This is a genomic window from Achromobacter ruhlandii (assembly GCF_902859695.1).
Lineage (GTDB): Bacteria > Pseudomonadota > Gammaproteobacteria > Burkholderiales > Burkholderiaceae_B > Achromobacter > Achromobacter ruhlandii.
Genome location: NZ_CADIJL010000016.1, coordinates 109,819 through 120,781, shown reverse-complemented (window position 1 = coordinate 120,781; position 10,963 = coordinate 109,819). Strand labels below are relative to the sequence as shown.

At 67.1% G+C, this 10,963-nt stretch carries 10 protein-coding genes and 1 rRNA gene; 2 read left to right on the top strand and 9 right to left on the bottom strand.

The window, feature by feature from the left end; genetic code table 11:
* Positions 1 to 48: 48 nt before the first annotated feature.
* Positions 49 to 161, top strand: a 5S ribosomal RNA gene (gene rrf, locus HV742_RS19620).
* Between the two features lie 251 nt (positions 162 to 412).
* Here the strand turns inward: rrf and HV742_RS19615 are convergent.
* Positions 413 to 1,924, bottom strand: a complete 1,512-nt coding sequence (locus HV742_RS19615) for a sigma-54-dependent transcriptional regulator (protein ID WP_254601189.1) — start codon at positions 1,922 to 1,924, stop codon at positions 413 to 415.
* The gene (locus tag HV742_RS19610; RefSeq protein WP_175146186.1) at positions 1,908 to 3,764 is read right to left on the bottom strand and encodes a sensor histidine kinase; all 1,857 of its coding nucleotides are present in this window, start codon (positions 3,762 to 3,764) and stop codon (positions 1,908 to 1,910) included. Before HV742_RS19610 ends, HV742_RS19615 begins: the two co-directional genes overlap by 17 nt.
* Before the next feature lie 392 nt (positions 3,765 to 4,156).
* Here HV742_RS19610 and HV742_RS19605 point away from each other — a divergent pair, with 392 nt between their 5' ends.
* On the top strand, positions 4,157 to 5,491 hold the full coding sequence (locus tag HV742_RS19605) for a dicarboxylate/amino acid:cation symporter (RefSeq protein ID WP_049075294.1): 1,335 nt from the start codon (positions 4,157 to 4,159) through the stop codon (positions 5,489 to 5,491).
* A gap of 73 nt (positions 5,492 to 5,564) precedes the next feature.
* Here HV742_RS19605 and HV742_RS19600 read toward each other — a convergent pair whose 3' ends face one another.
* From HV742_RS19600 to HV742_RS19570, 7 genes are all read right to left on the bottom strand, one after another.
* Positions 5,565 to 6,179 (bottom strand): Maf family protein, encoded by a 615-nt coding sequence (locus HV742_RS19600; RefSeq protein WP_175146185.1) that lies wholly within the window; start codon positions 6,177 to 6,179, stop codon positions 5,565 to 5,567.
* Positions 6,180 to 6,219: 40 nt separating this feature from the next.
* Complete coding sequence (gene rlmH, locus HV742_RS19595; RefSeq protein ID WP_049075290.1) at positions 6,220 to 6,690, bottom strand: 23S rRNA (pseudouridine(1915)-N(3))-methyltransferase RlmH; 471 nt, start codon at positions 6,688 to 6,690, stop codon at positions 6,220 to 6,222.
* 8 nt (positions 6,691 to 6,698) lie between these two features.
* The gene (rsfS, locus tag HV742_RS19590) at positions 6,699 to 7,103 is read right to left on the bottom strand and encodes a ribosome silencing factor (protein WP_054417831.1); all 405 of its coding nucleotides are present in this window, start codon (positions 7,101 to 7,103) and stop codon (positions 6,699 to 6,701) included.
* A gap of 73 nt (positions 7,104 to 7,176) precedes the next feature.
* Positions 7,177 to 7,764: a nicotinate (nicotinamide) nucleotide adenylyltransferase gene (gene nadD, locus HV742_RS19585; RefSeq protein ID WP_175146184.1), complete on the bottom strand. Its 588-nt coding sequence runs from the start codon at positions 7,762 to 7,764 to the stop codon at positions 7,177 to 7,179.
* Complete coding sequence (gene hemF / locus HV742_RS19580) at positions 7,761 to 8,672, bottom strand: oxygen-dependent coproporphyrinogen oxidase (protein WP_049075287.1); 912 nt, start codon at positions 8,670 to 8,672, stop codon at positions 7,761 to 7,763. Before hemF ends, nadD begins: the two co-directional genes overlap by 4 nt.
* A 12-nt stretch (positions 8,673 to 8,684) precedes the next feature.
* Positions 8,685 to 9,992 carry a phosphoribosylamine--glycine ligase gene (gene purD, locus HV742_RS19575; RefSeq protein ID WP_049075285.1) on the bottom strand — a complete coding sequence of 436 codons (1,308 nt, stop codon included), beginning with the start codon at positions 9,990 to 9,992 and terminating at the stop codon, positions 8,685 to 8,687.
* Between the two features lie 164 nt (positions 9,993 to 10,156).
* The gene (locus HV742_RS19570; protein WP_054417827.1) at positions 10,157 to 10,888 is read right to left on the bottom strand and encodes a YebC/PmpR family DNA-binding transcriptional regulator; all 732 of its coding nucleotides are present in this window, start codon (positions 10,886 to 10,888) and stop codon (positions 10,157 to 10,159) included.
* Between the last annotated feature and the right edge of the window lie 75 nt (positions 10,889 to 10,963).

The window sequence follows — 10,963 nt, the reverse complement described above, 5'->3', positions numbered from 1 at the left end:
CCAAGATTGGAGCGGTTGTCCCCAAAGACAATCTCTCAACCAGTTACGCCTGACGACCATAGCAAGGTGGTACCACTCCTTCCCATCCCGAACAGGACAGTGAAACGCCTTTGCGCCGATGATAGTGGACGGACGTCTGTGAAAGTAGGTCATTGTCAGGCTTTTATTGCTCAAAACCCCATAGGCTCGCGCCTGTGGGGTTTTGTTTTTGGTGCGCCTCAAAACCGTGCGAGCAAACCGTGCGAGCTTCGCCTCCGGGGCTGAATCGGGATCGGCGCGCTGTCCCTGGCGGCAGGCGCGTCTTGGGCCCTCATCGCCCGCGCACGGCGCCGCGAACCCCAAAAAGAAACCCCCGTGCGGCTGGCGCCGCACGGGGGTTTTTGTTTGACGGCGTCGATCCCGCGCGGATCGGTCACCCCGGCGTGCCCGTGTATTCCTGGCGGTCGATACCGTGGCGCTGCAGCTTGTCGTAGAAGGTCTTGCGGGGGATGCCCAGCGCTTCGATCGTGGCGCGTACGTCCCCTTGGTGGGCGGCGAGCGCTTCGCGGATCAGTTGAGCTTCGAAGCGTTCCATCTTCTCGGGCAGTGTGCCTGGCGCGATTTCCTGCGTGGGCGGCACAGTGGCAGAGGTATTGAGCACGCCTAGCACGAAGCGTTCGGCGAAATGAGCCAGCTCACGGACGTTGCCGGGCCAATCGTGTGTCAACAGATGGCGCTTGAGGTCGGCGGGCATGTCGGGGATGTCGCGCTGGAAGCGGCGCGAGGCGTGGCCCAGGTAGTGCGCCAGCAGCAGCGGGATGTCTTCGCGGCGTTCGCGTAGCGGCGGAATGCGGATAGTGACGACGTTGAGACGGTAGAACAGGTCTTCGCGGAACTTGGCACGAATGGCGGGGCTGCCCAGATCTTCCTTGGTGGCGGCGACGACCCGCAAGTCCAGGCTGCGGACCTCGTTGCTGCCCAGCGGCGTGATCTGGCGGGATTCCAGCACCCGCAGCAGCTTGACCTGCACGGCCAGAGGCATGCTTTCGATCTCGTCCAGGAACAAGGTGCCGCCGCTGGCATGCTCGATGCGGCCGATACGGCGCTTCTGCGCGCCGGTGAAGGCGCCTGCTTCGTGGCCGAACAATTCGCTTTCGATCACGCTCTCGGGCAATGCGCCGCAGTTGATCGCGACCAGGGCGCGGTGGCGCCGCCGGCTCAGGCGATGCAGGGCAGTGGCGACCACCTCTTTGCCCGTGCCTGTTTCGCCTTCCACCAGGACATCGACATCGGCGTCGGCGATATGGCGCAGCGTCTGCTTGATGCGTTGCATCGCCGGGGTGGTGCCGATGAAGGGCACTTCGTCGGCATCGACCGCGAAGGCGGCGTCGCGCAGGCGCCGATTCTCGAGCACCAGATGGCGCTTTTCGGCGGCATGGGTGACCGCGGTGACCAGGCGATCGGGCGGATAGGGCTTGGCCAGGAAATCGTAGGCGCCGTCGCGCATGCATTGCACAGCCGTGGCGATGTCGCCGTGGCCGGTGATGAGGATCACGGGGATTTCCGGATCGATCGCACGCAGGCGCTGGAACAGTTGCAGGCCGTCGATGTCGGGCATGCGGATGTCCGTGACCACCACCCCGTCGAAATCGCGGTTCAGGGTGGCCAGGGCGCTACGCGCGCTGGCATGGGCGTCGACGGTGAGGCCATGCAGCTTGAGCGTCTGGACGTTGGCGCGGCGCAGGTCTTCGTCATCGTCGATGAAGGCGACTCGCACCGTCGGCGGTGTGCCGGATTTGTCGCCGAGCAGGGGTAGGTCCGCTGGCGTCGCGATCGCCGTGGAGCCGGCGGTCGACGCGAAGGACGTGGATGGCGCGGCCGGACTGGACGGCGCGACGGATCCGGGCTTGGACGGTGAAGGGGGGGAATCAGGTACGCGGGTCATGGATCGTGGGCGGCGACTTGCGCAGCGTCAGCGTGAACATCGCGCCGCGGCCGGGGCCGTGGGGCGCGGGGAAAATGGCGTCGCCGGGGTGGGCGGCGCGCAGGTCGCCGCCGAATTCGGCGATGATGTCGCGCGAGATCACCAGGCCGAGGCCGAGGCCTTCCGCCTTGGTGGTATGGAAGGGCGTGAACAGGCGCGCGCTGGCCTGGGGCGACAGGCCGGGACCATTGTCGTTGACGAACAATTGCACCGAGGCGCGCAAGTCCTGCACGGCGATGATGATGCGGCCGTCGGCCTGGCCCTCGAGCGCGTCCAGTCCGTTCTGCAGCAGGTTCACCAGCACCTGCTCGAGCCGGATGCGATTGGCCTGTACCAGGTAGTCCTGTTCGACGGGAGGACGTTGCAGCGCCACGCCCTGGCGCCTGGCGCGTGGCCCCACCAACAGCAGCGCGCCATCCAGCGCTTCCTTCAGGCTGGTGGGGCCGACCGTGGCGCCCGCCTTGCGCGAAAAGGCGCGCAACTCGCCGGTGATGTGGCCGATGCGCTCGGTCAAGGCGGCAATGGTGCCAAGATTCTCCGCGGCCGAGCCGCTGTCCTGGCGGCGCAGGAATTCGGCGGCGTTGTCGGCATAGGCGCGTATCGCGGCCACGGGCTGGTTGATTTCGTGCGCGACGCCGGCGGCAACTTGCCCCAGCAGGGCGAGTTTGCTGGCTTGCACCAATTCATCCTGCATGGTGTGCAAGCGTGCCTCGGTGCGCTGGCGTTCGTCCATCTGTGCGAGCAGTTGCTGGTTTACCTCGCGCAGCTGCGCGGTGCGTTCCTCGACCTGGTCAGCCAGTTGCTGGCGTACGGCCAATTGCTGCGCGGTCCGTTCGCGGCTGCGATGGCGGCGATAGAGCAGGATGCCGATGATGGCTGCAAGCACGCCTTGCGCCAGCAGTGCGCCCAGCTGGGCGTTGGCGGTGGCGCGGTTCAGGGCGGATTGCACGGGTGACAGCAGATGCAGCGTCCAGCCGGGGGATTCGACGATGGGCAGCGTGGTGTGCAGCAGCGGGGAGCCGGCGGGAATCTGCGGCAGGGCCTCCCCGGCTCGCACGATTTGGCCGCCCGTGACGGTTTTCAGGGGCGGTTGCAGCGGCAGGGGCTGGAACATGGCGTCGCCGAATTGCAGGCTGGTGCGCAGGGTCTGCGCCAGATCGGGCGTCAGCGGCGCCAGCACGCGGAAGCGCCAGTCTGGCAAGCTGCCCAGCAGCACCACGCCATGTTCGTCGGTGACGAAGATGGGCGCGTTCGACTGGCGCCAGTCGGCCTCGAGGTCGCGGAAGTCCACCTTCAGCACCACCACGCCCAGCATGGCGCCGTTGGTGTCGTCGACGCGTCGGGACAGGTACAGGCCGGCTTCGTGGCTGATGGTGCCCAGCGCGAAATGCTCGGCCGAACCGTGCGTCACGGCGCCGCGGAAGTAGGGTCGGAATTGGTAGTCGACGCCGACGAACGTCGCGGGCTCGCGCCAATTGCTGGCGGCGATGGCGTAGCCGCTTTGGTCCAGCACATAGATGGCCGAGGCGCCGACGCCGTGACTCAAGGCATCGAGCTTTTCGTCCAGCGATTCGATCAGGGCCGGGGTGGGGTTCTGCAGGGTGGCGCGCAAGTCTACGTCGCGGGTCAGGACGAAGGGCAGCGCGCGGAATTTGTCCAGGTTGTTGCGCAGCAGGGCGGCGTTGATCTGGCCGGCGCTGCGGGCCTGGAGATAGGCCTCTTTGAGCGCGCCTTCACGCGCCCATTCGCTGGCGGCGTGCAGCACGCCGAAGACGATCGCCACCGCCGCCAGGACCAGCAATGCCCAGGGCCAGGCCGGGCGGCGCCGGAGCGCGGCGGCGCCAGGGTAAGGCTCCTCCGTGGAGGCCGCCTTTGGAGAAGGAGGACAGGTAGGCATGGGTTGTGCGGTTTTTCGCACATTTTATCTGTTTTCTGTGTGATATTTCGCCAATGTTTTCGGCGCGATGCCATCGCTGCGGATGGAAATCACCATTGAATCAAGGGCTTGAACCCCAACGCCAGGGCCGGCATGGGTTGGCACGACATTTGCATCTACCGGGATAAGCCTGGCGGCATCGCGCACCGGGTGAAATCGGCCCGCGGAGATACGCAAGGCCCTAAAAGAGATAACGCCCCGACAACCACTGTGCATCGTCGCAGGGAACATGGGGCCCCTGGTGGGGACAAATCCCAATGATCGAAGTAGATCAAAGCGCGCCTGCGCGCAAGCTCAAGTTCTATCAAATTCTGTATGTGCAGGTGCTGTTCGCCATCGTGGTCGGCATCCTGTTGGGCTATTTCAAGCCCGACCTCGGCCAGGCGATGCAGCCGCTGGGCGATGGCTTCATCAAGCTGGTGAAGATGATCATCGCCCCGGTGATCTTCCTGACGGTAGCCACCGGCATCGCGGCCATGAGCGACCTGAAGAAGGTCGGGCGCGTGGCGGGCAAGGCCATGCTGTACTTCCTGGTGTTCTCGACCCTGGCCCTGATCGTGGGCATGGTGGTGAGCCATATCGTGCAGCCGGGCGCCGGCATGCACATCAATCCGGCCACGCTGGACCAGAAGGCGGTGTCGGGCTATGTCGCCAAGGCGCATGACTCGACCATCACGGGTTTCCTGCTGAACGTCATCCCCACCACCATCTTCAGCCCCTTCGTCGGCGGCGACATCCTGCAGGTGCTGTTCGTGGCGGTGCTGTTCGGCATCGCGCTGGCTCAGGTCGGCGAGCGCGGCAAGCCGGTGCTGGACTTCCTGACGGCGCTGGCCCAACCGATCTTCAAGCTGGTCGCCATCCTGATGAAGGCCGCGCCCATCGGCGCATTTGGCGCGATGGCGTTCACCATCGGCAAGTACGGCATCAAGTCGATCATCAACCTGGCGATGCTGGTGGGCACCTTCTACGCCACCTCGGTGCTGTTCGTGGTCGTGGTGCTGGGCCTGGTGGCGCGCTACAACGGCTTCTCGATCCTGAAGCTGGTGCGCTACATCCGCGAAGAGCTGCTGCTGGTGCTGGGCACGAGCTCGTCGGAGGCCGCGCTGCCGACGTTGATGCAGAAGATGGAACGCGCCGGCTGCTCGAAGTCGGTGGTCGGCCTGGTGGTGCCCACCGGTTATTCGTTCAACCTGGACGGCACCAACATCTACATGACGATGGCGGCGCTGTTCATCGCGCAGGCCTGCGACATTCCGCTGTCGCTGGGCGACCAGATCCTGTTGCTGCTGGTGGCGATGCTGAGCTCCAAGGGCGCCGCGGGCGTGACGGGCGCCGGATTCATCACCCTGGCCGCGACGTTGTCGGTGGTGCCGACGGTGCCGGTGGCCGGCATGGCGCTGATCCTGGGCGTGGACCGTTTCATGTCCGAATGCCGCGCGCTGACCAACCTGGTTGGCAACGCCACCGCCGCGGTCGTGGTGGCGCGTTGGGAAGGCGAGCTGGACAAGGACCAGCTGCATGCCGCGCTGGAAGGCGAGGCGCCGGCCGCGCAGCCGCAGGCAATGGCGCGGGTATCGACGTCGCAAAGCTGATCGCCGGTTGACCACGTCAAAAAGCCCCCGGGACCGCAAGGCTCGGGGGCTTTTTTCATGGGATTGCGCGGAATCAGGGAATCGCGATGCCCGCGGCCCGCAACAGGTTGGCGGTCTCGAATAGCGGCAGGCCCATGACGCCGGTGTAGCTACCGTCGATGCGCGCGATGAAAGTGCCCGCCAGGCCCTGGATGCCATAGGCGCCGGCTTTGCCGTAAGGCTCGCCGCTGTCGCAGTAGCGCGCGATTTCGTCGGGTTGCAAGGGGCGCATCTGCACCTGGGTGATCGAAACCGCTTCCAGCAGGCGATCGCCCGTCCATAGCGCGACGGCGGTGTGGACCTGGTGCGTCTGGCCCGACAACGCCTGCAGGATGCGGATGGCGTCGTCGCGGTCGGCGGGCTTGCCCAGCACCTGGCCGTCGAGGATGACGGTGGTGTCGGCGGCCAGCAGCGGCAAGACCGGCAGGGCTTGCGCGCGCAGCCAATCGCGGCCGCGTTCGGCCTTGTCGCGCGCGGTGCGCTGGACGTAGTCGGCGGCGCTTTCGCCGGGGTGCTGGGGTTCGTCTTCACCGGGCGGCGCCGGCACGCGCAGCACGTCGTGCGCGAGGCCGATCTGCGTCAGCAGTTCGCGCCGGCGCGGGCTGGCGGAGGCGAGGTACAGGCGTGCGGGAGAGGAAGCGTCAGTCATGGGAAGCGGCGCGCGCCAGGCTGGCGTCCGGCGTCATGCCTCAGGCGCGATGGTAGGGGTGGTTGGTCATGATGGCCCAGGCGCGGTAGAGCTGTTCGGCCAGCACCACGCGCACCATGGGGTGCGGCAGCGTCAGTGACGACAGGCGCAACTGGCCGCTGCACGAAGCCTTGAGCTCGGCATCCAGGCCGTCGGGGCCGCCGACAAGGAAGGCGACGTCCTGGCCACCGGCGCGCCATTGCTCCAGCTTTTGCGACAACGCCATGGTGGTGAGGTCGCGGCCGCGTTCGTCCAGCGCCAGGCGTAGCGCACCGGCCGGCAGCGCGGCCTCGATGCGCTTGGCCTCGGCGGCCATCATCTGGGCCGGGGTCTTGCCAGTGGTGCGAGGCTCGGGCTTGATCTCGCGCAGTTCCAGCGCGCAGTCGGGGGGCAGGCGCTTGGCGTAGTCATCCCAGGCGGTCTGCACCCAGTCCGGCATGCGCGTGCCCACGGCGGCGACGATCAGCTTCACGCCGCGCCTCAGTCGTCGGTGCTGTCGTAGGCGCTATCGCTGGCGATCGGCGCGACCCGGGTGGATTCGGGCAGCAGTTTGACGCGCACCGGCTTGCCGCCCCAGATCTCTTCCAGGTTGTAGTACTGGCGGATGGCGGGCTGCATGATGTGGACCACGACATCGCCAAGGTCGACCACGACCCATTCGCCGGTGTCTTCGCCTTCGATCGTGATGCCGGACAGGCCGAGCGCGCGGCCGCGGTCCGACACGCTGGAGGCCAGCGCGCGGGTCTGCCGGTTGGAAGTGGCGCTTGCAATCACGACGCGATCGAACAGGCTGGTCAGATGCGTGGTGTTGAAGACCTTGATGTCTTGCGCCTTGACGTCTTCGAGGGCGTCGATGACGGCGCGTTGGAGTTTCTGTATATCCATAGCTGCAAATATAACCCGCTGACGGACGGCGAGTGCCGGTTTCCGTGGCGCTGCGCGCCAGGGCGGGATGGGTTTATCGGTAAAGATGGTGCGCCGCAATATAGGCGGCGACGGGCGCGGCCAGCAGGCCGTCGGTCGATTCGCCCCGGGCCAGGCGCTCGCGGATCTGCGAGGCCGAGACCGGCATCGGGGCGAAAGGCAATTCTTCGAGCTGGCGTCCCTGGCCGCCCAGCCAGTCGGCCAGTTCCGCCGGCGGCGCCAGCGGCGTGCCGGGGCGTGTGGCCACCGCCAGGTCGACCAGGCTGGCGATTTCGCGCCAGGAGTGCCAGGTGCAGAAATTGGCCAACTGGTCGGCGCCCAGCAGCCAGACATAGCGGGCATCCGCGGGCAGGGCGCGCAGGGTGTCGATAGTGTAGGTGGCGCCGCCGCGTTCGAGTTCGATCGGATTGACCGCCAGGCCATCGTGGCCGGCGATGGCCAGTTCCAGCATGGTGCGGCGCTGGTCCGCGGTGGCGTGCAAGGCGGCGCGCTGCCAGGGGTTGGCCGCCGGGATCAGTTGCACTTGCGCCAGGCCGAGCGCCCGCAGCGCGTTTTCGGCCAGCGCGACATGCGCGACGTGGACGGGGTCGAAACTGCCGCCCAGAAGACCGATGCGCTTCACACCCAGTCCCGCGGCGTCAGGTAGGCAGCCAGCTCGGCCTCGGGCGTGCCCGCCTCCGGTTGCCAGTCGTAGCGCCATTGCGCCAGCGGCGGCATGGACAGCAGGATCGACTCGGTGCGGCCGCCGGACTGCAGGCCGAACAGCGTGCCGCGGTCGAACACCAGGTTGAATTCGACGTAGCGGCCGCGGCGGTAGGCCTGGAAGTCGCGTTCGCGTTCGCCGTAGGGCGTGTGGCGGCGACGTTCGACGATCGGCAGGTAGCTGTCGAGGAAGGCGTCGCCGACCGAGCGCGTCAGGGCGAACGAGGCGTCGAAGCCGGGAGCGTTCAGGTCATCGAAGAAAATGCCGCCGATGCCCCGGGTTTCGTTGCGGTGCTTGAGGAAGAAATACTCATCGCACCAGCGCTTGTAGCGCGGGTAGTAGTCGGCGCCATGCCCGGCCAGGGCGTCGCGGCACACCGTGTGGAAGTGACGCGCGTCTTCCTCGAAAGGGTAGTAAGGCGTCAGGTCGATGCCGCCGCCGAACCAGAACACGTCGGCCTCGTCATGGCCGGGACGGGCCGCGGCGACGAACATGCGCACGTTCATGTGCGTGGTGGGCACGTACGGGTTGCGCGGGTGCAGCACCATCGACACGCCCATGGCTTCCCAGGAGCGGCCGGCCAGCTCGGGCCGGTGCGCACTGGCCGACGGCGGCAGCTTCGAACCCTGGACGTGGCTGAACAGCACGCCGGCGCGCTCGAACAACTGGCCGCCTTCGAGCAGGCGCGACAGGCCGCCGCCGCCTTCGGGCCGGACCCATTCGTCGCTGCGGAAGGGACCGCCTTCGGCGGCCTCCAGCGCGGCGACGATGCGGGACTGCAGGCCGGTGAGGTAGCCGCGGACGTCGGCGACGGGCAAGGCGTTCATCGGCGCTTCCGGTTACGCGTTGGACTTGGGCTTCTGCTGCGACGGCTTGAGCGCGCGCCAGCCGATGTCGCTGCGGTACTGGCGGCCGTCGAAGTGGATGCCGTCGATGGCTTCGTACACGCGGTCGCGCGCCATCTTGACCGAGTCGCCCAGCGCCGTGACGCACAGCACGCGGCCGCCGGTGGTCTGGGTTTCGTCGCCTTCCAGGCGGGTGGCCGCATGGAACACCATGCAGTCGTCGGCGTCGGCGGGCAGGCCGCGGATGACGTCGCCGGTGCGCGGGGTGTTGGGATAGTTGTGCGAGGCCAGCACCACGCCCAGGGCGGTGCGGCGGTCCCAGGTGATGTCGGCCTGGTCCAGCGTGCCCTCGACGGCGTGCTCGAGCGCGTCCAGCAGGTCGCTCTTGACGCGCATCATGATCGGCTGGGTTTCCGGGTCGCCCATGCGGCAGTTGAATTCCAGCGTCTTGATGTCGCGGTCGGGATCATCGCCGGGGGCGATCATCAGGCCGGCGTACAGGAAGCCGGTGTAGGGGATGCCGTCGCGCGTCATGCCCTGCACGGTCGGCAGGATGATTTCGCGCATGATGCGGTGGTGCAACTCGGGCGTGACGATCGGGGCGGGCGAGTAGGCGCCCATGCCGCCGGTGTTCGGGCCCTGGTCGCCGTCCTGCAGGCGCTTGTGGTCCTGGCTGGTGGCCAGCGCCAGCACGTTGCGGCCGTCGCACATGACGATGAAGCTGGCTTCCTCGCCGACCAGGCATTCCTCGATGACGACGCGCGCGCCGGCTTCGCCCATGGAGCCGTCGCCCAGCATGGCGTCAACGGCGGCGTGGGCCTCCTCGAGCGTGGCGGCGACTACCACGCCCTTGCCGGCGGCCAGGCCGTCGGCCTTGATCACGATGGGGGCGCCTTCCTGGTCGATGTAGGCATGCGCCTGGGCCGGGTCAGTGAAGGTGGCATAGCGCGCGGTCGGGATATTGTGCCGGACCATGAAGGCCTTGGCGTAGTCCTTGGAGCTTTCCAGTTGCGCGGCGGCCTTGGTCGGGCCGAAGATCTTCAGGCCGCGGGCGCGGAAGACGTCGACCACGCCGGCGGCCAGCGGCGCCTCGGGGCCGACGACCGTCAGGGCGATGCCTTCGCGCTGGACGAAATCGGCCAATTCCTCGGCATTGGTGAGCGGGATGTTTTCCATCTGCTCGGCCCGTTGCGTGCCGCCGTTGCCCGGCGCCACATACACCTTGTGTACGCGCGGGGAGCGGGCCAGTCGCCAGGCGAGGGCATGTTCGCGGCCGCCCGAGCCAATTACCAGGAGTTTCATTGTTGCGTGATTCTTAAGGTTGCCAGTCGAGTGTCGTCAGACACCTGCCCGAGAGATAGGCCACGGATCCGGGCGGGCCCGGATCCGGTGACAGCGTGGCGCGAGGAGGCGAGGCCTGCCGCGCGCCGGGTAATGGAAAAACCGCGCGGAAAACCGCGTGGAAATTACTGCGCTTCGTCGAAAATGACGGTGGTATAGACTTCCTGCACGTCGTCCAGGCCTTCCAGGGCGTCGAGCAGCTTCTGCATCTTGATGGCGTCTTCGCCGGCCAGTTCGGTTTCGTTCAGGGCCTTCATGACGATGCCGTCGACCTCGGCCTTCAGGCCGGCGTCGTCGAACGCCTTGCGCACGGCGGCGTAGTCGGCCGGGGCGCAGATGACTTCGATCACGCCTTCCTCGTCGGTGGCGACGTCTTCGGCGCCGGCCTCGAGGGCGGCTTCCATGACCTTGTCTTCCGGCGTGCCGGGAGCGAACACGAATTGGCCGCAGTGCTTGAACATGAAGGCGACCGAGCCTTCCTGGCCCAGGTTGCCGCCGTTCTTGGCGAAGGCGTGGCGCACTTCGGCCACGGTGCGGGTGCGGTTGTCGGTCATGCAGTCGACGATGACCGCCGCGCCGCCGATGCCGTAGCCTTCGTAGCGCACTTCCTCGTACGCTTCGCCGTCCGCGCCGCCCGCGCCGCGCTGGATGGCGCGCTGGATGTTGTCCTTGGGCATGTTGGCGTCGGTGGCCTTGTCCCAGGCCATGCGCAAGCGCGGGTTGCTGTCCGGGTCAGGGCCGCCGGCGCGCGCCGCCACGGTGATTTCACGAATGATCTTGGTCCAGAGCTTTCCGCGTTTGGCGTCTTGGCGGCCTTTGCGGTGCTGAATATTGGCCCATTTGCTGTGTCCGGCCATGGCTTCCCAGGATAAATTGTCTGCAAAAACGGCATTTTACCGTGCCGGCGGCCGACGCGCCCGGGAGTGCGCCGC

What these genes read in the sequence shown, in the direction of transcription:
- HV742_RS19615 (WP_254601189.1), bottom strand. Translation starts at nt 1,924, where the DNA reads ATGACCCGCGTACCTGATTCCCCCCCTTCACCGTCCAAGCCCGGATCC.
- HV742_RS19605 (WP_049075294.1), top strand. Translation starts at nt 4,157, where the DNA reads ATGATCGAAGTAGATCAAAGCGCGCCTGCGCGCAAGCTCAAGTTCTAT.
- HV742_RS19600 (WP_175146185.1), bottom strand. Translation starts at nt 6,179, where the DNA reads ATGACTGACGCTTCCTCTCCCGCACGCCTGTACCTCGCCTCCGCCAGC.
- rsfS (WP_054417831.1), bottom strand. Translation starts at nt 7,103, where the DNA reads ATGGATATACAGAAACTCCAACGCGCCGTCATCGACGCCCTCGAAGAC.
- hemF (WP_049075287.1), bottom strand. Translation starts at nt 8,672, where the DNA reads ATGAACGCCTTGCCCGTCGCCGACGTCCGCGGCTACCTCACCGGCCTG.
- purD (WP_049075285.1), bottom strand. Translation starts at nt 9,992, where the DNA reads ATGAAACTCCTGGTAATTGGCTCGGGCGGCCGCGAACATGCCCTCGCC.
- HV742_RS19570 (WP_054417827.1), bottom strand. Translation starts at nt 10,888, where the DNA reads ATGGCCGGACACAGCAAATGGGCCAATATTCAGCACCGCAAAGGCCGC.